Raw genomic sequence first — 25670 nt, forward strand, 5'->3', positions numbered from 1 at the left:
CAATCCTTAGCCAATCATCTTATTGTAAGCCGCTTCGTCCATCATATCGTCAAGCTGTGACGGATCAGACGCCCGGATCTTGAAGAACCAGCCTTCGCCAATGGCATCGCTGTTGGCAAGGCTTGGGTCGTCGGCAAGGGCGGTGTTCACTTCGGTAATCTCGCCATCAATCGGGGCCAGAATATCCGATGCGGCCTTGACGCTTTCGATCACGACAATTTCGTCATCCTTGGCCACGGTGTCGCCAACATCTGGCAATTCCACGAAGACAAGATCGCCCAGTTGCGATGTCGCATGCTCGGTGATGCCCACAACATAGACGTCACCATCGGCGCGCAGCCATTCGTGTTCTTCGGTATATTTCATGTGATTTCTCCCTGTTATCTTTTAAAGTTGGCCGGTGTGAACGGCATTTTAGTGAGCGTCAATGGCTGGCGCTTGCCGCGCAGTTCACCAAAGACGGTTGTGCCAATGGCGGCATTTTCTTTCGTGACATAGCCCATGGCGACAGGCCCACCGACGGTCGGCCCAAATCCGCCCGAGGTGATGGCCCCTATTGGATCGGTTGCATCCTCAGAGGCAAAGAGCGGCACGCCTTCGCGCATCGGCGCACGGCCTTGGGGCAAAAGCCCCACGCGTTTGCGCGTGGCCCCATCTGCAATCTGTCCCATGATCTGTGCTGCACCGGGGAACCCGCCTTCGCGTGCGCCACCCGCACGGCGCACCTTTGAGATGGCCCAGATCAGCGCCCCTTCGATAGGCGAGGTTGTCGTGTCGATATCGTGCCCATAAAGGCAAAGCCCCGCTTCAAGACGCAGCGAGTCGCGGGCACCAAGGCCAATCGCCTCAACATCCGGGTGGGCGAGCAGTGCCTTGGCCAAAGCCTCAGCCGCGTCCGCAGGTACGGAAATCTCATAGCCGTCTTCACCGGTATAGCCAGAGCGGGACACCCAGGCCTCGGTCCCGTTCAAATTCAGCGTCGCCACATCCATGAAATTCATCCCAGCAGCGCGTTCATCCAACGACGCCAGTACGGCCTCGGCAGATGGCCCCTGCAAGGCCAGCAATGCGCGGTCTGTGATTTCGGTGACAGTAAGGTCAGGCTCAAGCGCTGCTTTCATCCGGGCGATGTCGGCGCCCTTGCAGGCCGCATTCACAACGACAAAAACGTGATCACCGCGATTGGCGAGCATCAGATCGTCTTCAATGCCGCCGTCATCATTGGTGAAAAAACCATAGCGCTGCCGGTCTTCGTCCAGATCCAGTATATCAATGGGGATCAGCGTTTCTAATCCTGCTGCCGCATCGGCATAGGTCGCGCCTTTGACCACAACCTGCCCCATGTGGCTGACATCGAACAACCCGGCCTTGGCCCGCGTGTGTTGATGTTCTTTCAGCACACCAAGCGGATACTGAACCGGCATATCGTAGCCAGCAAATGGCACCATCTTGGCGCCAAGATCCACATGCAACGCATGAAGTGGCGTTTCATTGAGCTGCGTCATATCGCGTTTCGCCTTCTTACAAGCCAGCGAGATTTTCAAGAAATCAAGCGGCACCACAGTGGCGCAAGCCTTGCCCGCGCATTGGTGCCCCCTCTGTCCGTTTGCCTGAGATCATTATCCCTTCGGCGGGTGCATGTGGCACCACTCTCCAGAGTATTCGGTTCTTGCCGTTGGTCCGTTGGCCTGAGAGATTCCGAGGCGGTTGCTCCTTCGGCACCAGAAAACTGGTTCTCCCAACGTCAAGTGTTGGGACATTTGGTAACGGAAAGCGCCATCGCCTTGCAAGGGTGAATCATGACTTTCTGCATTCCGTTGCATACAGAGTGGTTAGCACCGGAAATGGATCGCCGTTCGGCCCATGGCACCAAAAAGTGGGTGAATGACTTCCTATTTGTCAGTTCACCTGCATTATCAAAACCTTGCGATAAGTGCTGTCACAGTTTCGCGGGTGGTTTCATGCTTCGCGGCACCACATATTCAACTGATCTCAATCGACAGGAGCGGCAATGCCAGCGCAGTATTATGCACCCAAGGGCGGACATCCCGGCCAAGAGCAACTTCTGACAGACCGCGCCGTCTTTACTGACGCATATGCCGTGATCCCCAAAGGCACGATGCGCGATATCGTCACCAGCTTTCTACCATTCTGGACGGACACCCGCCTATGGGTCATTGCCCGGCCCATGACCGGCTTTGCCGAAACATTTTCGCAATACATCATGGAAGTCGCCCCCGGCGGCGGATCAGATCAACCCGAATCCGATCCAAACGCCCAGGCTGTGCTTTTCGTTGTCGAAGGTCAGGCCAGTTTGTCCGTCAACGGCCAAACCCATGTGATGGAACCGGGCGGCTACGCTTATCTGCCGCCCTCATCCGGTTGGACGCTTCACAATACGTCTGATGACATGTTGCGGTTCCATTGGATCCGCAAAGCCTATCAGGCCGTGCCCGGTCTTGATCAACCTCAGGTGATTGTCACCAACGAAAATGACATTGCCCCGACTGTCATGCCGGGCACCGATGGCAAATGGGCCACGACCCGTTTTGTTGATCCGACCGATTTGCGCCACGATATGCATGTCACCGTGGTCACGTTTGAACCCGGTGCTGTCATTCCCTTCCTTGAAACCCATGTGATGGAGCACGGCCTGTATGTGCTGGAAGGCAAAGCCGCCTATCGCCTCAATCAGGACTGGGTCGAGGTCGAGGCAGGCGATTACATGTGGCTGCGCGCCTTTTGCCCACAGGCCTGCTATGCAGGGGGACCGGGCAAGTTCCGCTATTTGCTCTATAAGGACGTGAACCGGCATATGCCGCTGCGTCTGGGCGGCGGGTAGCCGTTAGCGCAAAAAGAAAACCAAGGCTGTTATCGCCCCCACTGCGGTCACAAAGTGGCGCAGCAAATCGGTGCGCGTAATGCGGCGGCTGACGCGCGCGCCGATGTAGCCGCCAATCATCGCGCTGACCGCCAAAGGCAAGGCTTGTTCCCATGCGATCAACCCGGCCACGATGAAGGCGGCGGATGACACCAGCGAAAGCAGTGAAGACAACACCGTCTTGAGCCCATTCATGCTATGAATGTTGCTGTATCCAATCAGGCTAAACGTGGCGAGCAACATGATGCCAAGGCCACCATTGAAATAGCCCCCATACACCGACACCACCAAAATCGCTGCTGCGGAAACGGCTACCCCCGCTGATGCCCCGCCCCGCGCCTGCATCCGGCCAAGCAGCGCCGGACCAAGCGCAAACAGCAGTGTCGCCCCAAGCAAAAGCCAGGGCACGATCCACAGAAATGTCGCACCGGGTGTGACGATCAGCAAGAATGCCCCAGCCAAGCCGCCGACGGTCGCAATCAGGGCAATGGCCCGCAATGGCAGGCTTCCCTCTGCCTGCATGTCATGGCGAAAGCCCCATGCGCTGCTCATATAGCCGGGCAAGGCCGCCAATGTCGCCGTCGCATTCGCGGCCACGGGGGGCACGCCAACGGCAATGAGTGCGGGGAAACTGAGAAAGGTACCTCCGCCTGCCACGGCGTTCAGCACTCCTGCAGCAAACCCCGCACAGCAAAGAATGAAAAGGTCCATCATAGGGATGCTTGTGTTTCATTATTGCCCCCACCACAAGACAAAGGCCCGGTCAAATGACCGGGCCTTCCTTGCGCATCGGTACCGTTTGCTTATGCGTCGTCTTTTGGCAACGACCCGGCCCCATGACCAGCCATGCCGCCTGATACTTCCTCGGTTGCTTCCCCTGCCAGTTCCTCTGGCAGAACAAGGTTGAGGATGATCGCGATAAAGGCCGCAGGCAGCAGGCCCGAAGTCATCAGGATCCGCGCGGTGTCAGGCAGGCCAGCGACGGCACCTGGCTCCAGTTGCAGACCCAGACCGATGGACAGCGCAATCGCAAAGATCACCATGTTGCGCCGGTTCCAGACCACGTCGGACAGCATCGAGATGCCCGCAGCAACAACCATGCCAAACATCACAATCACACCACCGCCCAGCACCTCGATCGGCACCGTGCGGATGATCCCGCCAACCTTGGGCACCAAGCCGCAGACGATCAGGAAGATCGCACCGCATGTCACCACATGGCGGCTCATCACGCCGGTCATCGCAATTAGACCCACGTTCTGGCTGAAGGATGTGTTTGGAAAGCCGCCAAAGATACCGGCAACCGCAGAGCCAACACCGTCAGCATAGGTCGCACCGGTGATCTCTTCCTCGGTCGCTTCGCGGCCTGCACCACCTTTGGTGATACCGGTGACGTCGCCCACAGTCTCAATCGCTGAGATAAAGGCCATGAGGCAGAAACCAATCACAGCAGCAGCTGAGAGTTCAAATCCATATTTGAACGGCTGTGGCAAGGCAAACGCCGCGGAGCGTTCCCATGAACCAGTCACAGCGGACCATTCCAGAATGCCGACGCCCAGCGCGTAGAAATAGCCAACAATCAGGCCGATCAGCACCGCAGAGACTGACAACATGCCAGAGGTAAAGAACTTCAGCCCCAGTGTGACGAAGATCACGATCAGTGCAGCAGACCAGTTAAGCAGCGATCCATACTCGGGTGTGCCGATAGCAGGCACGCCCCCTGCAGCGTATTGAATGCCAACCTTAACAAGGGCCAGACCAATCATTGTCACCACAAGGCCCGTGACCAGTGGCGGCAAAGCAAAGCGGATCTTGCCGATAAAGAGGCCCAGAAACGCGTGGAATAATCCACCGATGATCACACCGCCAAAGAGTGCTGCCAAACCATCAACGCCTTTCCCCGCCACAAGCGGGATCATGATCGGAATGAAGGCAAAGGACGTACCCTGCACGATGGGCAGTTTGGCCCCCACCGGACCCAAAGCAACCGTCTGCAACAGTGTCGCCACGCCTGCAAACAGCATCGACATCTGGATCAGATACAGCAGTTCAGGAAAATCCGGGCTGTTCGATCCGAAACCAAATCCGGCTGCCCCTGCGACGATGATCGCCGGTGTCACATTGGACACGAACATCGCCAGCACGTGCTGGATTCCAAGCGGAATGGCGCGTTGCAGCGCCGGTGTGTAATTGGGGTCGCGGAGTTGCTCCGGGGTCCCGATTGCGTTGTCTACCATAGTGTGTCCCTCCCTTTGGACGTATTGGCCAGTCTTCCCGCTGGCGAATGCTTATGCATCTGAGATGATGAATGGTGTATCAAACCAATGCTCTTGCAGGTTCGGCCCCTCTCCGATCCGATCCACAACAGCGAATAATCCTGGCGCATGGATGGGTGTCAGCACCCCATGCCATGTGCCACGTGCAAAATTAATCCCTTGCCCCGGCGCCGTGATAAACGCGCGCGGTTGGCCGGGCTGGTCGGCGGCACCAGGGGCCACAACAACAATAAATGGGTCAAAGCTCATCGGCAGGAAGGCCTGACTGCCTTCGGGGTGTCGTTCGACCATATCAAGCGTGATCGGGAACTGCCGGGGTTCTGCCTTGAAAAGGCTGATGCCCGCTGTGCCATCGACAATGTCGATTTGCGCGCGATCATGGTAGCGCCCGCAAAGCCCTTGATTGATGATCTTGTCAGGATCGCCCGCCACTTCAAGCACATCACCAAAAGGCGCAAAGACCTCTTGGGTCAGCGGTTCAAGATGCAATACCTGCGTCATCCGGCCAACTTGTCGATCAGGCGCAACTGGGCGATGCGCTCGACCTGCCTGCAAGCCTCGGAAAATTCGGTATCACGGTCATTGTCGATCCGCCGCTGAAAGGCCGCCAGAATAGAGGCTTTGTCATTGTCCTTCACTGCGATGATGAAAGGAAAGCCGTGCCGCGCGACATATTGCGCGTTGAGCGCTTGGAACGTCTCGCGTTCTTGATCGGTCAGCAGGTCAAGACCGGCGCCTGCCTGCTCTTCTGTACTTTCGGCTGTCAGTTGCCCGGCGGCGGCCAGTTTGCCTGCCAGATCAGGGTGGGCATTCAAGACAGCCAAGCGCTGCGCGTCGGATGCGGACCGAAACACACGCGCCAGCGCGTTATGAACGCCTTGGGCTGTGTCATGTGTCGGTCCCAGCTCCAACGCATGTGCCCCTTCGGCGATCCAGGGGCTATGCTCGAAGATGCCACCAAAAGCAGCCACAAAGGCTTCGCGGCCCATCTCTGACGGGCGCGTCTGCGCGACTGGCGGATGCTCTTGCGTCCAGTGTTCGGCAATCTGCAGGCGGGTCGCAAACCAGACATCTTCATGCGACTTGATATAGTCGATCACCCGCGCCAATGCCGCCGCACGCCCCGGACGCCCCATCAGGCGGCAATGCAGACCGATCGACAGCATTTTGGGCGCACCGGAACCCCCTTCGGCATAAAGCACATCAAAGCTGTCCTTCAGATAGCTTTCGAACTGATCACCAGTGGTAAAGCCCGCCTGAATGGCAAAGCGCATATCATTGCAATCCATCGTATAAGGCACGATCAGCTGATCCTTGCGCCCAAACCGCATCCAATAGGGCAGATCATCGGCATAGCTATCCGCGACATAGGCAAACTGCCCCGTTTCAGCGGCCAGTCGGACGGTGTTGTTGGAACAACGGCCTGTGTACCAGCCGCGCGGGGCCTCGCCCGTGACTTCCCTGTGCAAACGAATGGCTTCGGCCATTTGGGCCCGTTCGACGTCCTCGGGCATGTCTTTGTGTTCGACCCATTTCAGGCCATGACTGGCAATCTCCCAGGCTGCGGATTTCATCGCCGCCACCTGCTCGGGCGCGCGGGCCAATGCGGTCGCCACGCCATAAACGGTGACCGGCAAATCGCCCATCAACCGATGCAAGCGCCAGAACCCCGCACGCGATCCGTATTCGTAAAGCGTTTCCATGTTCCAGTGCCGCTGGTCCGGCCAAGGTGCGGCCCCTGTAATCTCGGATAGGAAGGCTTCGGATGCAGGATCACCGTGTAAGACGTTGTTCTCGCCACCTTCTTCGTAGTTCAACACAATCTGCATGGCGATCTTTGCCCCAGCCGGCCAATTGGCGGCAGGCGGTGTTGCACCGTATCCGGTCATGTCACGTGGGTAGCGGGTCACGGGATGGGTTCCTTTGTCGTTAATTTCCTATAAAGCAACGCAATCGATTCCGTTTTCAAAAAATATGCGAAAGAGCCTCTTGTTTGCATGGCTTTGCGGTTGTGTGCCCTTTCTGGCACTAAGCTGGGAGTGAAAAAAGGAGCAACCCCATGAGCGGCTATCTGACGACACATGTTCTGGACACAGCACGCGGTTGCCCGGCAGAAGGCCTCAAGATTGAGCTGTTTGCGATTGAGGGGGACACGCGCACCCATCTCAAAACGCTGGTGACGAATGATGACGGGCGCACCGATGAGCAGATCATGCCAGCCGACAGGTTCAGCACCGGCACCTATGAATTGGTGTTTCACGCAGGTGCTTATCTTGATGCAAGCGGCACGCCGCCAGAAGACCCGCGCTTTCTTGACGTCATCCCGATCCGTTTTGGCATGTCAGAGGCATCGCATTATCATGTGCCCCTGCTGCTTTCGCCCTTTGGGTATTCAACCTACCGGGGGTCCTGATCACCGCGCACGACGGCGCTGATCCGATCAACAACAAAATCCATGAATAGCCGCGTTTTGGGGTCCTGCCGCCTGCGGTGCGTAAACAGGCACGCCATCTGAATGGGCGTCGGCGGCGTTAGGGGTGCGACCGCAACAAGACGTCCGGCGTTCAGATGGTCGGCGACCTCAAACACCGGCTTCATCGCGATGCCATTCCCGCTGAGCGCCCAATCGGTCAGCACATCGCCATCATCGGATTCGTAGCGCCCCTGCACGCGGAACTTCTTGGGGCCGTCCTCGGTCATCAAAGGCCACTGGAACTCTGACGCGCCGGGAAACCGCAGGTTCAGGCATTCGTGATTGCCCGCAATCAGTTCATCACCGGATGCCGGATTGCCATGGGCGCGCACATAGTCAGGTGACGCGCAAAGGATACGTTCGACATCGGCAATTTTGCGGATACGCAGGTTACTGTCTTCGGGTTCGCCCAGAAAAAACGCCAGATCAAGCCCCTCGGTGGTGAGGTCAAACTTGCGGTCGGTCAGGCGCAAGCGCAGCGTGATCTCGGGGTAAAGCGCCAGAAAATCAGGCACATGCGGTGCTATCAAACGCCGCCCAACGCCCAAGGGCGCTGCCACATAAAGCGCACCCTTGGGGTTTTCTGTGATATTGACCACCTGCGTTTCGGCATTTGCAACGCTTTCCAAAATCTCGCACGCACCGCCATAAAACGCCCTGCCCTGCTCGGTTGGGGTCAGGCTGCGGGTTGTGCGTTGAAACAACCGTACGCTCAGATGCCCCTCAAGCTGAGAGATGCGCGCAGAGGTCACAGCAGGCGAAATCCGCAAATCACGCGCGGCAGCAGACATGCTGCCCAGCTCATAGACGCGGACGAAGGTACGGATATTGTCGAGATAGGACATTTGCTTGTTTTTTTTGATGCTGTTTGGCGTCTAGAAGCAATAGCAGAACAATCCGTCCTCGCATAGGATGGGTGGCAACAACGTCAACCGAGGACGCGCCATGTATGATCTTGCTATTTTATGGGACTGGATCGCCTTTTCCGTCCGCTGGCTGCACGTCATCACTGCCATGGCGTGGATCGGGGCCTCGTTCTACTTCATCGCACTTGATCTGATGCTGAAACCTGCGCCTGACATGCCCGACGGTGCATCCGGCGAAGAATGGGAAGTCCACGGCGGCGGGTTCTATAACACGATCAAATACATGGTTGCTCCGGCCCAGATGCCCGAGCATTTGACCTGGCACAAATGGCAAAGCTATTGGACGTGGCTGTCTGGTGCAGCGCTTTTGATGATCGTCTATTGGGTCGGAGGTGAGCTTTACCTTCTTGATCCTACCAAAGCGGACCTCGCACTTTGGCAGGGCATCGTGATCTCTGGTGGGTCGCTGACCATCGGGTGGCTGCTGTATGACGCCATGTGCAAATCGAAGTTAAGCGATCAGCCTACACTGCTGATGCTTCTGCTCTTTGTGATCCTTGTGGCGATGTCTTGGGGGTACAATCAGATTTTCACGGGCCGCGCTGCCCTGCTGCACCTTGGTGCCTTTACAGCGACGATCATGACCGCCAATGTGTTCTTTCAGATCATGCCCAACCAGCGGATTGTTGTCGAAGACCTGAAGGCGGGGCGCACACCGGATGCCAAATACGGCAAGATCGCCAAGGTGCGTTCCACCCATAACAACTATTTGACGCTGCCTGTCGTGTTCCTGATGTTGTCCAACCACTATCCACTGGCCTTTGGGACGCAATACGCGTGGATCATCGCGAGCCTGATTTTCCTCACCGGTGTGACCATCCGGCATTACTTCAACACTATGCACAAGACCGGCAAAGGACCGCATTGGACGTGGGGTGTGACGGTGCTGCTGATGATAATCATCGCATGGCTATCAACTGTGCGCGCGGGTGATACCTGGCAGGAAGCGGAAGCGCGCGCGCTAACCCCTTACGAGCAGAAATTCGCATCAGCCGAGGGGTTTGACGAGGCGTTCAATACCGTGATCGGGAATTGTTCGATGTGCCACGCGCGCGAACCGGTTTGGGGCAACATGCAATGGGCACCCAAAGGGGTTTATCTTGAGACGCCAAGCGATGTCGCACGACACGCCAGCGCGATTTACCTGCAAGCGGGCGTCAGCCATGCGATGCCACCGCCCAACGCAGTACAGATGGACCCCGAAGCGCGCGCCATTCTCGTGTCATGGGTGCGCGACGTCAGGAACGGCGGCTAACCACCAAAGGGTAAGCTGGCGCCCTACCCCGCCAAACGCTTGCGTCTTTCCTTCATGCGCTCATTCGCGGCGGCAGTGCCGTCATGGAAAGAACCAAAGAGCTTGTCCCACGGGATCTCGAGCGATCCATAGTTACACTCAAAATAGCGGTGATGCATCTGGTGGTGAAATGTCCCTAGGTGCAGCCTGTTCTTGTCCTTGATCACAAGCCCTTCAAACCCTGTGTGCGTCGTGGCTGCCGTCAAAGTATAATATTGCAGGTGATACAGGATGTGGACCGGATGCGCGGCGACGACCCAATGGATCAGGACCGATCCCAGAAAGATCACATGTTCAACCGGATGCATCGACAGCCCCGACCATGGGCCGACATTCACATTGCGATGGTGCAAGGCATGGACGTGTTTGTAGAGCACCGGCACATGCAGCAAGCGGTGGATCCAATAGAAATAGAAGCTTTCCCAAACCGGGATCAGAAAGAAAAGGGCGACAAACCAAACCGGATTGGCAGCCCAGATCAACATCGGAGCGTAACCATTGGCCATCGCCCAGAACATTAACACCTCATAGACAGTCCAGACGGTAACGCCACTGGCCAGGGTCCAGAACATGTTGTCACGAATTTGCCCGCCCAATGTAAACTGCTTGCCGTTCTTCATCAGGGCACGGGGATCAAACTTCAGACGCTGGCCTTGTTTGCTGAAGCCATAGAAATACAGGTGCAGCCCACCGGCAACCAACGTCATCAGGATCAGGTTGCGGACATACATCTGCGCAATCCAACCAATGGCCAAGGTCTTGGTCTCACCCAGCGGAGGCTGGAACCAATAGAACGAAATGAAAGCGATCCCGACAATGATCAGCCGCTCGGAAATCAAAAACCACGATTGCCAAAGCCAGCGCGCAATGGCCATCGGGCGCAGAGGCCACTGAAACAATGGAGATACCTGCAACGGAACATCTGGCGTGTGGTGCCAACCTTTGAGCGGTGCGTCCGACATATGCTTGCCCCCTTGGGGGCAACCTACGCCAACCTTGCCGCACATCAAACCCGTTGCTGTGGCGGGCCGGGCATTCCGCTGTCAGACAATGGGGGGCCGCACATGGGAAAACGGGCACGGATTGCCAACCGATGGCATAGCCAAGGACGCGCGCGCCGGAAAAGACAAACAAGGCAAAGCCATTCACAAAAAAAAGCGCGCCATGGGCTTCCATGGCGCGCCTTCCTGACCAGTAACTGTCTTACTTCATCATGATACGTCCGTCAGTGTAGGGCTCATAGGGCCCTTGGGCCGCGATGTATTCCGATGTGACATCAGCCAGATCAGGGCCAAAGTCATAGGCATTCATCGCTGTCTTAAACATGTCGTAGCCATCGCCGCCATTGCGCACAAAATTGTTGGACACAACGCCGTAAGTCGCAGCCGGATCAATTGGCGCGCCGCCGACCATCACATCGCTGATGCGCGAACCGACCTCGGCACTCAGATCAACGGTGAAGCTCATGCCAGCAACCTGTGGAAAGCGGCCAGAGCCGTCTTCATGCTGGCTGACACCGTTTTCAAGGGCGGCGACCATCGTTTCGCCGGTGACCTGGAAGGTGGACAGCGTATTCTGGAACGGCAGCACTGTCAGCACTTCGCCCTTGGTCACTTCGCCCGCATCGATAGAGGCACGAATACCGCCAGAGTTCTGGAAGGCAATCTGGATGCCTTGATCCATCACCCGCTCCAGCATGGCGTCAGCGATCAGATTGCCCATCGGGCATTCCATGGCACGGCAAACGGAACGATCCCCTTCAATGGCGTTCGCAGCTTCGGCAACAACCTGATTACGGATCTCATCCAAAGGCGCTGCCAGTTCAGCAACACGGGCGACAGTGGCTTCATCTTCGACAACAGAGCCATCAATCAGGATGGGTTCACCTGCTGCCTCGATCAGGTTGCCGTCGTCGTCGAATGTGACGTTCAGTTCGCCCAGGAACTTGCCGTAGGCATAGGCCTGCACGATGGCCGTATCGCCTACCATGGTTGGGTAAGGACCAGCAGCCCGGTCACTGCTGCCCAACAACGTGTTGGAATGACCACCAACGATCACGTCAACGCCTGTGGTATTGGCCGCAACTTCTTGGTCGACGCCGTAGCCAGAGTGCGACAGGACGATAATCTTGTTCACGCCCATCTCGGTCAGCTTGTCGACCTCAGCCTGCACCGCAGCGATAGGCTCTGAGAAAGTGACATTCGGGCCGGGGCTTGCCAGTTCATTGGTATTCTCTGGGGTCAGGCCGATCATGCCGATCCGCTCACCACCCCGTTCAATCACGACAGATTTGCGCAAAACACCAGCCAGAAGCGGCTCGTTCGAGATGTCGGCATTGGACATCAGGATCGGGAATTCCAGCGAATCCATAAAGCCCTTGAGAACCTCAGGGCCGTCATCAAACTCGTGGTTGCCAACGGTCATGCCGTCATAACCCAGCTGGTTCATGAACTCAGCCGCGGCCGCACCTTTGTAGTAGGTGTAGAACAGCGTACCCTGAAACTGGTCACCGCCATCGACAAGGATTGAATTGTTTGAGCGCGCACGCGCCTCTGCAATGGCCGTCACAAGCCGCGCCGTGCCGCCAAAGCATTCGCCTGCGGCATTATCTTCGGCAGAGCAGCCGCTGTCATATTTGCTGATTGGCTCAAAGCGGGCGTGAAAGTCATTGGTGTGCAAGATCGTCAGCGAATAGTCCGCCGCTGCCATGCTGGCCGTCATCGCCAGCGCACAGGTTGTTGTCATAATACGTGAAATCATTGGAACAGGTCCCCCAAGGTTGGAATGACAACAGCTTGGCGAGGGGCACTGACAGAGTCAAATTTATTAACCACGTCATCTTTGGACCAATACACCAACGAACCTGCCTTGGGTGCTTGACCATCTTTGACGCAAAGGCCATCACCCGCCTATGCTGATTTACAAGATTTTCCGGGCCGATGAATGGGCCATATTGCAGTCTGATGGTGAAACCGTCGGCGCGCCGATTGATGTGGCCGACGGCTATATCCATTTCTCTACGGCACAAACGGTGGCCGCGACCGCAGCCAAGTATTTTGCCGGTGTCGAAGGTCTTGTCTTGTTGGCAGTGGAAACGGATGGGCTCGACCCGCTCAAATGGGAACCTGCCCGCGAAGACGTTCTGTTCCCTCATCTTTATCGCAAGCTGACGATGCAGGATGTGCTTTGGTCGAAACCGCTGCCACTTGTTGAAGGCGCGCATCAGTTCCCGGACCTCGCATGAGGGTGCTTGAACGCATTGGCCTGAAGGCGCTGCGGCAGTTTGATCCAGAGGTCGGGCACGGTCTGGCGCTCAAGGCGTTGAACGCCGGGTTGGGACCGAAGACCGGGGCGGTGACCACCGATCGGCTCAAGACTACTTTGGCGGGGTTGGAATTGCCGAACCCCGTCGGCCTGGCCGCTGGCTTTGACAAAAACGCCACGGCGCTGCACGCGCTTGCCAAGACCGGCTTTGGTTTTTTAGAGGTCGGTGCGGCCACGCCGCGCCCGCAACCCGGCAATCCCAAACCACGCTTGTTTCGGCTGACGCAGGATCAGGCGGCGATCAATCGCTTTGGTTTCAACAATGACGGCATGGACGCTATTGCCGACAGACTCGCCCAGCGCCCAGCGGGGGCTGTGATCGGATTGAACCTTGGGGCCAACAAAGACAGCGGCGACAAGGCCGCCGATTTTGCCAAAGTGCTAACGCGCTGCGGCCCGCAGGTGGATTTCGCGACGGTCAATGTTTCATCGCCCAACACCGAAAAACTGCGCGACCTGCAAGGCAAAGCAGCACTTGCAGCACTGCTTGCAGGCGTGATGGAGGCCCGCGCGGGCCTAAAGACCTCTATCCCAATCTTCCTCAAAATCGCACCCGATCTGACCGCAGAGGAGATTTCTGAAGTGGCCGAGGTTGCCAATGCGGCCGGCATTGATGCGATCATTGCCACCAATACGACACTGGATCGGGACGGATTGCATGGGCCGCATAAGGGCGAAATGGGCGGTCTTTCCGGCCAGCCGCTGTTTGAAAAATCAACGCGCGTTCTTGCGCAACTGTCTGGGCTAACCTCATTGCCAATCGTTGGTGTCGGGGGTGTGGGCAGTGCGGCCCAAGCCTATGAAAAAATTCGCGCAGGCGCTTCAGCGGTGCAGCTTTATACGGCGCTTGTCTACGGCGGAATATCATTGGCCAATGATATTGCCACGGGCCTTGACGATCTGCTGGCCCGTGACGGCTTTGCGACCGTTGCCGATGCCGTGGGATCAGGTCGCAGCGACTGGACCTGAGGCTGGCCTGCCCGCCTGAGCCTCCAACGCCGGATATTTCCATCCCAACGTCACACCGCGCACAATGAAGTTGAGCAACAATGCCAGCCACAGCCCGTGGTTCTGGAACAGCGCCATCAGCGGAATGACCGTGATAAAATATAGAACGGCCGAGACGATCATCATGTTGCGCATGTCTTTGGTGCGTGTCGCGCCAATGAAAATGCCATCGAGCATCCATGCGGCCACGCCGGCGATTGGAGCCGCAACCATATAAGGCAGATAGATCCGCGCGGCCTCGCGCACCTCTGGGGCGGTTGTCATGATGTCGATGACCGTTGCCCCAAACAGTGCAAAGCTGACCGCAAGCAAGACGCAGACAATTGCCCCCCACAGGCTGCTTAGGACCGCGGAACGCCGCAAAGCCGCCCGCGCCCTTGCGCCCAGCGCTTGGCCCACCATCGCTTCGGCTGCGAAGGCAAAACCGTCAAGCGCATAGGCGGTGACTTGAAGGAATTGCATGAGAATTTGGTTGGCCGCCAGTTGCACATCGCCAAAGTCCGCCGCAAAAAACAAAAAGCTGACAAAGATTGCCTGCAACAGAACCGAACGGATCAGAATGTCTGTGTTCACGACGGCCATGTGTTTCAGACGTGCGAGGTCAAACACCCTCTGCGCCGTCAGCCATGCCGGACGCGCGAAAACACTGCGGCACATCCACAAGCCAACAAGCAAGCCACCCCATTCAGCAACGAACGTGGCCCATGCCACGCCGGTTACACCCCAACCCTGCACAAGGCCAAGGTAATAGCTGAGCAAAATATTGGCCCCGTTCATGCCCACCTGAATGATCAGGACCGCGCGGGTGCGCTCTTGCGCGATTAGCCAGCCGGTGATGCCATAAAGGGCAATCGTCGCGGGGGCGGACCAGATACGGATTTGCATGTAGTCGCGGGCGAGCGCTTCAACCTCGGCACTGGCAGGTGACACCCAGAACGCACCACGAAAGATCAGCGCTTGCGCTGCAATCATCACTAGCCCCGCAGCCAGGCCAACCAGCAAGGCGCGTGACAACAGCGCATCCACCTCTTCGACGTCACCCGCGCCGCTGGCTTGAGAGGTCAACCCGGTCGTACCCATCCGCAAAAAGCCGAAGATCCAGTAGACCGACGACAGGATAATCGCGCCAATGCCAACGGCACCAATGGGGGCAGCCTCGCCCAATTGACCGACAACACCAGTATCAACAATTCCAAGGATCGGCACCGTTGCATTGGACAGCACAATTGGCAGTGCAATCGCCAACACACGTTTGTGGGTCAACGGTAGGATGTCAGCCATCGCGCTGCGGCATCAGGAAATGGCCGGTGCCCTGCGCAAACAGACGGCTGCGATTGTCCTGCCAGGCCTCTACATGGACCGAAGCAAAGCGGCGGCCTGAGCGGTTTACCCGCGCGCGCGCATATGCATCGCGCGGCAGACCAGAGCGCAGGTAATCAACGGTGAAATCAATCGTCTTGGGGAATTTGATGCGCGGTGCGGTATCGTTGAACTTGCCCGCTTCCATATCTTCCCAGACCATCGCCCAGCTCAGCTCAATAATGGCCGTCACCTCAAGAAAGGCGGCCGTCACACCGCCATGAATGGCAGGCAACATCGGATTGCCGATCAGTTTGTCAGCAAAAGGCAACACAGCCGTCAGCTCATCCCCGCGGCGGTCAATCTGAATGCCTAGAAACTGGATGTAGGGCACACCAGAAACCAACTGTTGCAGCGTGTCATCGCGGCGTTGTTTGACAACCTGGACCGGCTCTGGACGGCGGCTCATGTCTTGGCCCTTTCGATTGTAAACGCGCCTGTCGCGGTGGCCACCGGACGGCTGGGATCGTCATCAACGGCTGTGGCACGAACAAACGCCACAGAGCGAGTGACGTGGTAACACTCGGCCGTAGCGGTGATGCGGTCGCTGGGTGTGGCGGGGCGCATGTAATCAATGCGCAGATCAAGCGTGGCCGTCGCAAGGGCGGCAGCAGGATGCGCCATGACAGCAGCACCGGCACAAGTATCCATCAATGCAGAAACGGCACCGCCATGGATTACGCCTGTCTCGGGATCGCCCACAAATCGCGCATCATAGTCCATTGCAATCACGGCTTTGCCATCATCGACCTCGGTCAGCTCCATGCCAAGCTCTTGGGCATGCGGAATCGCTTCGATGAACTTGCGCGCCAGCATATCGCGGCGCATCTTTTGATCGTCAGACATAACTACTCCTGATTGACCTGCATCTGCGATATAACTGTTTCCACCAATTGGCCAGACGCCCGGTTGCCCCCCGGATTTCTTGACGCTACGGTTAGCTATGGGAGAAAGAGATGTCGGACAAAGGCCTAACATTCAAAGAAATGTGTGCAAAATTCGACGTAACGCCACGCACGTTACGCTACTACGAATACCTTGAGTTGCTCAGCCCAGAAAAAGAAGGGCGATCGCGGTTTTATGGTCCAAAAGAACAGGCGCGCATGACGTTGATCCTGCGGGGGCGGCGATTTGGCTTTGCTCTTGAAGATATCCGTCAGTGGCTGTTGATCTATGAAAATGAAGGCACCGAGGCGCAGATGCGGGAATGGGTGGCACTGGCGGACCGCCAGCTTATCGAACTGGCCGACCAGCAAAAGCAGCTGGACGATACAATCACCGAGCTGCAGACCCTGCGGGATGAAACGGACAAGTCCCTAGGATAGTCGCCTGCGGGCCCGCGCAAACTTCACATTTCTGTTTGAACCCGTAACCAGATCGTGAGCTTTTGCGCGTGCCTTTTTTGGCGCGTGACAGCATTCTCTGAAGCAATAACCAAAGAATCCGCAGTTAAGGCGCTTTGCGCCGCGGGGAAATTGGTGAAATTTTTCCCAGTTTTTATATTACTCCTCACCCGGCGTCATTTTTGCTGACCTTTCGTCAACCTGCTCGTGACGCCACGTTCCGTTTACGTCAACGTCAGCTTTGCTTGTATGGTGGCTTCAACCTCCACAAGTGCGTGCCATTCGAAACACGCATAGGGAAGGAATGAAAAGATGACGACGGAAACACTTAATATTCGCGAAATGTGTGACGCATTCCATGTGACACCACGCACGCTTCGCTTTTATGAATCCAAGGAACTGCTGTTCCCTGTTCGAGAAGGCCAAAGACGCCTTTTCACAAAGCGGGACCGTGCGCGGCTAAAGCTGATCCTGCGCGGTAAGCGTTTTGGTTTTTCGTTGGAAGAAATTCGTCAGCTTCTGGACCTCTACCACATGAACGATGGCCAAGAGGCACAGCTGTCAAAAACATACAAACTTGCAGAACGTCACCTGTCCGACATGGAAGCCCAAAAGGCCGAATTGGAAGAGGCGATTTCGGAGTTGAAAGAACAGATTAACTGGTGCGCAGACAAACTGTCCCAGATGTCAAAAGAGAAAACGGTCGCGGCCTGAAATCAGGCCCGACCAAGATACAACCGACGAAACGGAGAACCACCAGATGCCGATCTACAATGCACCGACCAAAGACATCCAGTTTGTACTGCACGACCTTCTAAAGGTCAGCGAGCAGGACATTCCAGGGTTTGATGACCTTGATCGTGATTTCACCAGTGCTGTTGTAGAAGAGGCAGGCAAGGTCGCCTCCGAGGTGCTGCACCCACTGAATGTTGTGGGTGACACCGAAGGCTGCGTGATGGAAAATGGTGTGGTGCGCACGCCCACTGGTTTCAAAGAAGCCTTCGAGCAAATGAAAGATGGCGGCTGGACCGCAATGGATTGCGACCCTGAATATGGTGGCCAAGGCCTGCCTTACGTCATGCACACGGCGGCGCAGGAACCTTTCGTTTCCGCCAACATGGCATTCAACATGTATCAGGGCCTGACCCACGGGGCCTACTCTGCCATTCACGCACATGGATCAGACGAGCAGAAGCAAAAGTTCCTGCCCAAGATGGTGTCCTGCGAATGGACCGGCACAATGAACCTGACAGAGCCGCATTGCGGCACTGATCTGGGCTTGATGCGCACGAAAGCTGTGCCGCAGGACAATGGATCCTACAAAATCTCTGGCCAGAAGATCTTTATCTCTGCCGGTGAGCACGACATGGCCGACAACATCATCCACCTTGTTCTGGCCAAAATCCAAGGTGGCCCAGAAGGCATCAAAGGTGTGTCGCTGTTTATCGTACCAAAGTTCCTTGTGAACGACGACGGCTCGCTGGGTGCCCGCAATGGCGCGACCTGCGGCAAGATCGAAGAGAAAATGGGCATCCACGGGAATTCCACCTGTGTGATGAACTATGACGAGGCCGAAGGTTACCTGATCGGAGAAGAACACAAAGGCATGCGCGCAATGTTCACCATGATGAACGAAGCGCGTCTGGGAGTGGGCCTGCAAGGCTATGCCCAAGCCGAAAGTGCTTATCAGAACGCCGTGGCCTATGCCAACGATCGCCTGCAAGGGCGTGACGTGACTGGTGCGAAAAACCCTGATGGCCCTGCCGATCCGCTGATCGTGCACCCTGATATTCGCCGCAACCTGATGGATCAGAAATCCTTTGTCGAAGGCGCGCGTGCATTAACATACTGGGGCGCTAACCTGATCGACCGAGCGCATAAAAACAGCGACGCGGATGCCGATGGCCTGATCTCGCTGATGACACCCGTCATCAAAGGTTTCCTGACCGACAAAGGCTTTGAATATGCCACGGCGGCGCAGCAGGTTTACGGCGGTCATGGCTACATCGAAGAATGGGGCATGTCCCAATACGCACGCGACGCGCGGATTGCGATGATTTACGAAGGCGCCAACGGCGTGCAGGCGCTTGATCTCGTGGGCCGCAAGCTGGCTCAAGACGGCGGCAAACATGTCATGGCGTTCTTTGAGATGATAAAGACCTTCATCAAGGAAAACGAAAGCAATGAGGCGCTGAGCAAGGATTTCCTGACACCGCTGAAAGCCGCATCCAAGGACCTGCAGGCCGCAGGCATGTACTTCATGCAGAACGCGACAAAGCCAAACAACGCGCTGTCGGGGTCTTACGACTTCATGCACATGATGGGCCATGTCTGCCTTGGCCTGATGTGGGCACGGATGGCAAAGGCGGCGATGGAAGCGCTCGAAGGTGGTGCATCTGACACCGAATTCTATGAGACGAAGATCGCAACCGGTCGCTTCTACATGGCACGCCAATTGCCGGCTACAGCGATGCACCTCGCGCGCATCAACACAGGTGGCGATACTGTGATGGCGCTTGAGGCAGCAAACTTCTAAGCTCCGTGAGGGCGCGTCAATTTCGACGCGCCCTTCTTCGGATTTCCAGATTGAGGAAGTCCCACGGATGGGTTGGGAGGCCTGCAAGACATGACCATGAAACTCCATTGTTTCGGCGAAAGCGGGAACGCATACAAAGCTGCCCTGACCCTCATTCTGGCCGATGCCGCGTGGGAGCCTGTTTTTGTCGATTTTTTCAAAGGGGCCACCCGCGCACCTGAATTCCGCGCCCTAAATGTGATGGGCGAGGTTCCCGTTCTGGAAGACGGCGATCTGGTGCTGACCCAATCGGGCGTCATTCAGGATTACGTCAGTTCCAAAACCGGCAAGCTGGGCGGCAAATCTGCCGCTGAACGGCGCGACGTGCTGCGCTGGATGTTCTTTGACAACCACAAGGTTTCTGGCGTTGCCGGGCCTTTGCGGTTCAACTTGAATTTCCTGCCCGAAGACAAGCGTAGCGCAGAAGTGAACAACTTTATGGCGATGCGTCTGGCATCGGCGCTTAAAGTGATGGAGACTCAACTAGGCGAAACAGCCTGGCTTGCTGCCGATGACATCACCATCGCCGATATCGCCTGCGCCGGTTACCTTTTTTACCCCGAAGGTTTTACCTTCGACCGTTCCGATTACCCAAATATCGACCGCTGGCTGACTGCAATCGCAGATCAACCAGGTTGGAAACACCCTTATGACCTGATGCCGCGCGCCCTTGGGTGACGCGATTTAATTGGAGAACCTAATGACCGAAGCCTATATCTACGACACGATCCGCACCCCCCGCGGCAAGGGCCGCAAAGACGGCAGCCTGCACGAGGTGACATCTGCTCGCCTGTCCGCTGGCGTGCTGAATGCGCTGAAAGAGCGTAACAACCTTGAAGGCCACGCCGTTGAAGACGTGATCTGGGGTAACGTCACCCAAGTCGGTGAACAGGGCGGTTGCCTTGCGCGCACCGCGGTCCTCGCATCCGATCTGGATCAGTCGATCCCCGGCCTTGCGATCAACCGTTTCTGTGCCTCGGGCATGGAAGCTGTGAACCTTGCTGCCAACCAAGTCAAAGGCGGAGCTGGCCAAGCGTACATTGCCGGCGGTGTAGAGATGATGGGCCGCGTGGCTATGGGTTCTGATGGTGCTGCGATTGCCGTTGATCCGTCCATCGCTATGGACACGTATTTTGTCCCGCAGGGTATCTCTGCCGACATTATCGCGACCGAGTACGGCTTTAGCCGTGACGACGCCGATCAGCTTGCCATGGAAAGCCAGAAGCGTGCGAAGGCTGCTTGGGACGACAAGCGGTTTGAGAAATCCATCGTGCCTGTGCGTGATGTTAACGGTCTCGCCATTCTGGATCACGACGAATACATGCGCCCTGGCACTGACATGCAGTCGCTGGGCGGTTTGAACCCTGCGTTCCAAGCCATGGGCGAGGTGATGCCCGGCTTCGACAAGGTCGCCTTGATGAAGTACCCGCATCTGGAGAAAATCAACCACATCCACCACGCCGGTAACTCTTCGGGTATCGTGGACGGGGCCGCTGGTGTTCTGATCGCCTCCAAGGAATGGGGTGAGGCAATGGGCATCAAGCCGCGCGCCCGGATCAAGGCCACGGCTAAGATCGGCACCGACCCAACAATCATGCTGACCGGCCCGGTTCCCGTGACCGAGCACATCATGAAATCTTCGGGCATGTCCATCAGCGACATTGACCTTTTCGAGGTCAACGAAGCCTTCGCCTCAGTCGTCTTGCGCTTTATGCAGGCCTTTGATGTCGACAACAGTGTGGTCAACGTCAACGGTGGGTCAATTGCTATGGGCCATCCGCTGGGTGCGACCGGTGCGATCATCATCGGCACATTGTTGGATGAGCTGGAGCGGACAGGCAAAGGCACCGGCCTTGCCACGCTTTGCATCGCATCCGGCATGGGAGCAGCAACAATCATCGAGCGGGTGTGATCCATGGCTGATCAGGCGACAATTGCGGCTTCCGATATCGCGGAAGCCATTTTGGAAGTCACGGGCGATGCCTTGATGTCCGGGAATTTTGACGCCTTTTCCGCTGTGTTTCACGCGCCACAAACCATGGTGACGATGGCCGGCCCTGTCTACATGGAGAACCTTGAGGACATGCGCCGTGCCTTTGACGAGATGCACCAGTACCTCAAGGGGATGGGCGTCACCGAGATGATACGCGCCTGCGTTGCGTCTGAATACACATCGCCGACGCGCATCGAATCAACGCATGTCACAGAGCTGCTTCAGAATGGCAAACGCCTCAATGAACCTTATCCCGTGTTTTCGATACTCGAAAAGGTCAATGGCGGCTGGAAAGTCACCCGTGGCGAATACGCCCTGGAAGAATCAAATGGACAGGCGCTTGCGATTAGCCGCGCCGACGCATCACACCGAATAAAATCAACATAAAGATCCCTGGGCCGAGGCGCTGTTCTGTCTGTGCCGCCGCCCGTCGAAAAGGAATGAAAAAATGACTGACTTTACCATGAGCACGGACGCCGACGGCGTCGCAACCATTGTCTGGGATACCATTGGCAAGTCCATGAACGTCATGAACCAGCAAGGTTTCCTTGACTTGGACGCGCTGATTGATCAGGCGCTGGCCGATGATGCCATCAAGGGTGTGATCATCACATCTGGCAAGCAAGGCACTTTTGCCGGTGGCATGGACCTCAACATCATCGCCAAGATGAAAGAAAGCGCGGGCGACGATCCAGCACGCGGGTTGTTCGAAGGCGTGATGAACATGCACGCCGTTCTGCGCAAGATCGAGCGCGCAGGCATGGACCCCAAAACCAACAAAGGTGGTAAGCCAATTGCCTGCGCCCTGCCCGGCACAGCACTTGGCATCGGTCTGGAAATTCCGCTGGCCTGTCACCGCATCTTTGCGGCTGATAATCCGAAGGCTAAGATTGGCCTGCCCGAGATCCTCGTGGGTATTTTCCCTGGTGCTGGCGGCACAACGCGCCTGTCCCGCAAGCTGGGCGCCATGGGTGCGTCGCCGCTATTGCTCGAAGGCAAGCTGAACGATCCCAAGAAAGCCAAAGCGGCTGGGGTGGTTGATGAAGTCGTTCCCGCGGACGAACTGCTCTCTGCTGCGAAAGCATGGGTTCTGTCCGAACCTGCAATCGTCAAACCATGGGACGAAAAGGGCTATAAAATGCCCGGTGGTGCCCCTTACCACCCTGCGGGCTTCATGACTTTCGTTGGTGCTTCCGCGATGGTCAACGGCAAGACCCAAGGCGTCTACCCTGCCGCCAAGGCCCTGCTTTCGGCCGTTTATGAAGGCGCATTGGTCCCTTTCGATACCGCTATTAAGATCGAGGCACGTTGGTTCACAAACGTCCTGATGAACCCATCATCGTCAGCCATGATCCGCAGCCTATTCATAAACAAGGAAGCGTTGGAAAAAGGGGCCAACCGCCCCGAAGCTCCCGATCAGAAGGTCAAAAAGGTCGGCGTCATCGGCGCGGGCATGATGGGCGCTGGTATCTCGCTCGTCTCTGCATTGGCCGGGATCGAAGTTGTCCTGATCGACAGCACGCAAGAAGCGGCTGACAAGGGCAAATCCTACACCACAGCGCATCTCGACAAGGGCATCGCCCGCAAGAAGGTGACAGAAGAAAAGAAAACCGCCGTGTTGGGTCTGATCAACGCGACCACCGACTATGACGCGCTGAAAGGCTGCGATCTGATCGTCGAAGCCGTGTTCGAGGATGTTGGCGTCAAAGCCGACGTCACCGCCAAGGTGCAGGCCGTCACCGGCCCCGATTGCGTCTTTGCGACCAATACCTCCACCTTGCCAATCACGGAACTGGCGAAGGCTGCGGCGGACGCCGAGAAGTTCATTGGCATCCACTTCTTCAGCCCCGTCGACAAAATGCTGCTGGTGGAAATCATCAAGGGCAAAGAGACCGGCGATGTGGCCGTGGCGAAAGCGCTCGACTATGTGCGCCAGATCAAGAAGACACCGATTGTCGTGAACGACGAACGCTTCTTCTACGCCAACCGCTGCATTATTCCTTACATCAACGAAGGCATTCGGATGGTGAAGGAAGGGGTCGAACCCTCGCTGATCGAGAACGCAGCGAAACTGGTCGGCATGCCGCTTGGCCCGCTACAACTGGTTGATGAGACTTCCGTTGATCTTGGCGTCAAAATCGCCAAAGCGACGCGCGCAGCGATGGGCGATGCCTATCCTGATGGCGAAGTGGACGAGGTTCTGTTCTGGATGTTTGATCAGGAACGCCTTGGCCGCAAATCCAACGCAGGCTTTTACAGCTACGATGAAAAGGGCAAGCGTGGCGGCCTTTGGGATGGGCTTGCTGCCCAATACCCAGTCGCTGACGAACAACCTGACCTGATCACCGTGCAGCACCGTTTGCTATTCGCACAGACGCTCGAAGCTGTTCGCGCGCTGGAAGAAGGCGTGCTGGAAGACATCCGCGAAGGTGACGTCGGTGCGATCTTGGGCTGGGGCTTTGCACCTTGGTCTGGCGGTCCATTCAGCTGGCTTGATATCATCGGCGCGCCCTACGCGGCAGAGCGTTGCGATCAACTGACCGCGCAATTTGGCGAGCGGTTCAAGACACCTGATCTGCTGCGTGAAATGGCAGACAAAGGTCAGGAATTTTACAAGCGCTTTGGCGCTACTGCGAAAGCAGCCTAAACCTTTGGCGCATCCCCACACGGGGGTGCGCCACATCAAAGCACCGTCTGATATCCAAAGCGATCGATATCGACTGCCGCAATTTTCCGCACAATTTCAAAACCTTCCGCGTCGTAGTAGCTGCGCCAATCGGATCTGCGTTCTGACCTATTTACATGCGGAATACTTAGCTTAAACCCTAAGTGTTTCCAAAACGGTGCAAGGTCTTCGGGATGCTCCAACCGGGCATAAAGCGCGCATCGGTCCACTCCGTTGGTGTCGGTGACATAGCTGGCATATGGCGACCGCCTGAGCGTCGATTGGATCAAGTCCTGACGCAAAAACGCGGCAAAGTCATGCTGCCTGGCCAGCCTGACCGCCGGATGATCAAAGCTCTGCACCCGCAACCAATGATAATAACTGACCATCCGATCCCATGGATTGCGCACCAGCGTGACCACGAAAACGCCCGGATCAAAAAGCCCCTCCACATCGCGCAAAGTGCTGTGCTTCCACAATCTACCGGGCGCCTTCAGCGTCTTGAGCCGACCTCTGCGGCGTCTGGCCTTGGGTGTGTCCCCGATCAGGATGTCATCTGCTGCCGCACGATCCTCTAGCGCAAGCGCAAGGCTGGTGCCGCCCGTCTTGGGGATATGCACAAAGACAAACTGGCGCTTTGGCGAGATGATCATGCTGGCTTGCGCAGGGCGATGACCGCCCCCGAAACCATAATCAACGCCATGCCAAACAGACCCAGAGGTGGCACCGCCTGCCCCCAGAGATACCAAGCCCAAGCACTGGCAAAGATCAACAACGAGAACTCAAAGACCGCCACGGAACTCGCCTCGCCAATCTGATAACCGCGAAACAACAACATAATGCCGATCAACGTCCCAACGGCCTGCATCGATATCCAAAACATCAAATCCACACTCAATGGCATCCATCCCCGCGCGGCAAAGCCGTCCGCACCAGCGCCAACACCGGGAAACACCAGACAGCCAACTGCACCCATGATCGCCAACATCACAAAGAACCCGGCGGTCAATGCAACGGTGCCTTCACCCTCGCACCAAGCGCGGGTGGCGACTGCGCCGATGGCATAGAAAAGACCCGCCAAAATGGGCAGAAAAGCGACCCATTCAAGGTTCGCCGGGTCCGGCCGGATCACAAGCATCGCGCCTGCAAAGCCCAGAACAATCGCGCAGGCATGCAGCAACGTGATCCGCTTGCCTTGAAAAACAACAGCAATCAGCGCGACAAACAGCGGTGACGTAAAGAACCCTGCAACAACCAAGCCCACAGGCAGGATCGCCAGACACCCAAAATAGATCAGCATGGCAATCGCCTGAATGATGCTACGGGCAAGTACGGCCCAGGGGCGCTTTGGCCGGATGGCCCCAATCCCAAAAATCGCAAGACCCTGCATGATCGCCAATGCCACGGCACTACGCAACAAATGAAACTGCCAGAGCGAGCCGTCTTCGGTGACATAAAGCGTGAAGTTATCACTTAGCCCAAGCGCCGCCATACCAGCCAGAATGCAAAGGGCCGCACGGGTCGGGGCGATGTGTTGTGTCATTGGATTGGCC

The 25670-nt window shown here is 56.9% G+C and carries 26 protein-coding genes and 1 riboswitch; of the genes, 12 read left to right on the plus strand and 14 right to left on the minus strand.

Translation table 11 applies throughout. From position 1 onward, the window contains the following. Positions 1 to 6: 6 nt before the first annotated feature. Positions 7 to 366 (minus strand): glycine cleavage system protein GcvH, encoded by a 360-nt coding sequence (gene gcvH / locus DHN10_RS15215; RefSeq protein WP_108816198.1) that lies wholly within the window; start codon positions 364 to 366, stop codon positions 7 to 9. A gap of 14 nt (positions 367 to 380) precedes the next feature. Then, the gene (gcvT, locus tag DHN10_RS15220; RefSeq protein ID WP_108816347.1) at positions 381 to 1505 is read right to left on the minus strand and encodes a glycine cleavage system aminomethyltransferase GcvT; all 1125 of its coding nucleotides are present in this window, start codon (positions 1503 to 1505) and stop codon (positions 381 to 383) included. A 161-nt stretch (positions 1506 to 1666) separates the two neighbouring features. Next, a riboswitch (glycine riboswitch) is annotated at positions 1667 to 1751 on the minus strand. Positions 1752 to 2011: 260 nt separating this feature from the next. Here gcvT and DHN10_RS15225 point away from each other — a divergent pair. Then, positions 2012 to 2842 carry a bifunctional allantoicase/(S)-ureidoglycine aminohydrolase gene (locus DHN10_RS15225; RefSeq protein WP_108816199.1) on the plus strand — a complete coding sequence of 277 codons (831 nt, stop codon included), beginning with the start codon at positions 2012 to 2014 and terminating at the stop codon, positions 2840 to 2842. A 3-nt stretch (positions 2843 to 2845) separates the two neighbouring features. On the opposite strand, the gene DHN10_RS15230 is transcribed toward DHN10_RS15225, so the two are convergent. The 4 genes from DHN10_RS15230 to puuE form a co-directional block, all read right to left on the minus strand. After that, positions 2846 to 3592 (minus strand): sulfite exporter TauE/SafE family protein, encoded by a 747-nt coding sequence (locus tag DHN10_RS15230; protein ID WP_373456716.1) that lies wholly within the window; start codon positions 3590 to 3592, stop codon positions 2846 to 2848. A 92-nt stretch (positions 3593 to 3684) separates the two neighbouring features. Continuing rightward, a complete protein-coding gene (locus DHN10_RS15235) occupies positions 3685 to 5118 on the minus strand; it encodes a uracil-xanthine permease family protein (RefSeq protein ID WP_108816201.1) in 1434 nt (477 codons plus the stop codon). 51 nt (positions 5119 to 5169) lie between these two features. Beyond that, positions 5170 to 5658: an ureidoglycolate lyase gene (locus DHN10_RS15240; protein WP_108816202.1), complete on the minus strand. Its 489-nt coding sequence runs from the start codon at positions 5656 to 5658 to the stop codon at positions 5170 to 5172. After that, positions 5655 to 7067 (minus strand): allantoinase PuuE, encoded by a 1413-nt coding sequence (gene puuE, locus DHN10_RS15245; RefSeq protein ID WP_108816203.1) that lies wholly within the window; start codon positions 7065 to 7067, stop codon positions 5655 to 5657. The genes DHN10_RS15240 and puuE overlap by 4 nt, the downstream gene beginning before the upstream one ends. Before the next feature lie 149 nt (positions 7068 to 7216). Between puuE and uraH the strand changes: the two genes are divergently transcribed. Then, the gene (uraH, locus tag DHN10_RS15250; protein WP_108816204.1) at positions 7217 to 7570 is read left to right on the plus strand and encodes a hydroxyisourate hydrolase; all 354 of its coding nucleotides are present in this window, start codon (positions 7217 to 7219) and stop codon (positions 7568 to 7570) included. Here uraH and DHN10_RS15255 read toward each other — a convergent pair. After that, the gene (locus DHN10_RS15255) at positions 7555 to 8475 is read right to left on the minus strand and encodes a LysR family transcriptional regulator (protein WP_108816205.1); all 921 of its coding nucleotides are present in this window, start codon (positions 8473 to 8475) and stop codon (positions 7555 to 7557) included. The two genes, uraH and DHN10_RS15255, sit on opposite strands and share 16 nt — an antisense overlap. A gap of 100 nt (positions 8476 to 8575) precedes the next feature. Here DHN10_RS15255 and DHN10_RS15260 point away from each other — a divergent pair, with 100 nt between their 5' ends. Continuing rightward, positions 8576 to 9811, plus strand: a complete 1236-nt coding sequence (locus DHN10_RS15260; protein ID WP_108816348.1) for a urate hydroxylase PuuD — start codon at positions 8576 to 8578, stop codon at positions 9809 to 9811. A gap of 23 nt (positions 9812 to 9834) precedes the next feature. Here the strand turns inward: DHN10_RS15260 and DHN10_RS15265 are convergent, their stop codons facing one another. Beyond that, a complete protein-coding gene (locus DHN10_RS15265; protein ID WP_108816206.1) occupies positions 9835 to 10812 on the minus strand; it encodes a sterol desaturase family protein in 978 nt (325 codons plus the stop codon). Between the two features lie 241 nt (positions 10813 to 11053). Further along, entirely contained in the window at positions 11054 to 12610 is a 1557-nt protein-coding gene (locus tag DHN10_RS15275; protein WP_199910691.1) for a bifunctional metallophosphatase/5'-nucleotidase, read from the minus strand. A 151-nt stretch (positions 12611 to 12761) separates the two neighbouring features. Between DHN10_RS15275 and DHN10_RS15280 the strand changes: the two genes are divergently transcribed. Both DHN10_RS15280 and DHN10_RS15285 read left to right on the plus strand, forming a co-directional pair. Continuing rightward, positions 12762 to 13094 carry a DUF952 domain-containing protein gene (locus DHN10_RS15280; RefSeq protein ID WP_108816208.1) on the plus strand — a complete coding sequence of 111 codons (333 nt, stop codon included), beginning with the start codon at positions 12762 to 12764 and terminating at the stop codon, positions 13092 to 13094. Continuing rightward, entirely contained in the window at positions 13091 to 14143 is a 1053-nt protein-coding gene (locus DHN10_RS15285) for a quinone-dependent dihydroorotate dehydrogenase (protein WP_108816209.1), read from the plus strand. The genes DHN10_RS15280 and DHN10_RS15285 overlap by 4 nt, the downstream gene beginning before the upstream one ends. On the opposite strand, the gene DHN10_RS15290 is transcribed toward DHN10_RS15285, so the two are convergent. From DHN10_RS15290 to DHN10_RS15300, 3 genes are read right to left on the minus strand one after another with little or no spacing between them, the layout of a single operon-like run. Continuing rightward, positions 14120 to 15463: an MATE family efflux transporter gene (locus tag DHN10_RS15290; protein WP_108816210.1), complete on the minus strand. Its 1344-nt coding sequence runs from the start codon at positions 15461 to 15463 to the stop codon at positions 14120 to 14122. The genes DHN10_RS15285 and DHN10_RS15290 overlap by 24 nt on opposite strands. Then, complete coding sequence (locus DHN10_RS15295; RefSeq protein WP_108816211.1) at positions 15456 to 15950, minus strand: PaaI family thioesterase; 495 nt, start codon at positions 15948 to 15950, stop codon at positions 15456 to 15458. Before DHN10_RS15295 ends, DHN10_RS15290 begins: the two co-directional genes overlap by 8 nt. Continuing rightward, on the minus strand, positions 15947 to 16387 hold the full coding sequence (locus tag DHN10_RS15300; protein WP_108816212.1) for a PaaI family thioesterase: 441 nt from the start codon (positions 16385 to 16387) through the stop codon (positions 15947 to 15949). The genes DHN10_RS15295 and DHN10_RS15300 overlap by 4 nt, the downstream gene beginning before the upstream one ends. Before the next feature lie 110 nt (positions 16388 to 16497). On the opposite strand from DHN10_RS15300, the gene DHN10_RS15305 reads away from it, so the two are divergent. The 7 genes from DHN10_RS15305 (at position 16498) to DHN10_RS15335 (ending at position 24099) form a co-directional block, all read left to right on the plus strand. After that, the gene (locus DHN10_RS15305) at positions 16498 to 16866 is read left to right on the plus strand and encodes a MerR family transcriptional regulator (RefSeq protein WP_108816213.1); all 369 of its coding nucleotides are present in this window, start codon (positions 16498 to 16500) and stop codon (positions 16864 to 16866) included. Positions 16867 to 17196: 330 nt separating this feature from the next. After that, positions 17197 to 17598 (plus strand): MerR family transcriptional regulator, encoded by a 402-nt coding sequence (locus tag DHN10_RS15310; RefSeq protein WP_108816214.1) that lies wholly within the window; start codon positions 17197 to 17199, stop codon positions 17596 to 17598. A gap of 46 nt (positions 17599 to 17644) precedes the next feature. Beyond that, positions 17645 to 19420, plus strand: coding sequence for an acyl-CoA dehydrogenase C-terminal domain-containing protein (locus tag DHN10_RS15315; RefSeq protein ID WP_108816215.1), 1776 nt, complete (start codon positions 17645 to 17647; stop codon positions 19418 to 19420). Positions 19421 to 19510: 90 nt separating this feature from the next. Then, complete coding sequence (locus tag DHN10_RS15320; protein WP_199910692.1) at positions 19511 to 20137, plus strand: glutathione S-transferase family protein; 627 nt, start codon at positions 19511 to 19513, stop codon at positions 20135 to 20137. 22 nt (positions 20138 to 20159) lie between these two features. Further along, a complete protein-coding gene (locus DHN10_RS15325) occupies positions 20160 to 21371 on the plus strand; it encodes an acetyl-CoA C-acetyltransferase (RefSeq protein WP_108816216.1) in 1212 nt (403 codons plus the stop codon). A 3-nt stretch (positions 21372 to 21374) separates the two neighbouring features. Further along, positions 21375 to 21839, plus strand: coding sequence for a hypothetical protein (locus tag DHN10_RS15330; protein ID WP_108816217.1), 465 nt, complete (start codon positions 21375 to 21377; stop codon positions 21837 to 21839). A gap of 61 nt (positions 21840 to 21900) precedes the next feature. Further along, positions 21901 to 24099 (plus strand): 3-hydroxyacyl-CoA dehydrogenase NAD-binding domain-containing protein, encoded by a 2199-nt coding sequence (locus DHN10_RS15335; protein ID WP_108816218.1) that lies wholly within the window; start codon positions 21901 to 21903, stop codon positions 24097 to 24099. Between the two features lie 35 nt (positions 24100 to 24134). Here DHN10_RS15335 and DHN10_RS15340 read toward each other — a convergent pair whose 3' ends face one another. Beyond that, a complete protein-coding gene (locus DHN10_RS15340; RefSeq protein WP_108816219.1) occupies positions 24135 to 24770 on the minus strand; it encodes a sulfotransferase family 2 domain-containing protein in 636 nt (211 codons plus the stop codon). Further along, positions 24767 to 25660, minus strand: coding sequence for a DMT family transporter (locus DHN10_RS15345; protein WP_108816220.1), 894 nt, complete (start codon positions 25658 to 25660; stop codon positions 24767 to 24769). Before DHN10_RS15345 ends, DHN10_RS15340 begins: the two co-directional genes overlap by 4 nt. Positions 25661 to 25670: the final 10 nt, after the last annotated feature.

This window comes from Loktanella sp. Alg231-35, assembly GCF_900143545.1.
In the GTDB taxonomy this organism is placed as follows: domain Bacteria; phylum Pseudomonadota; class Alphaproteobacteria; order Rhodobacterales; family Rhodobacteraceae; genus Yoonia.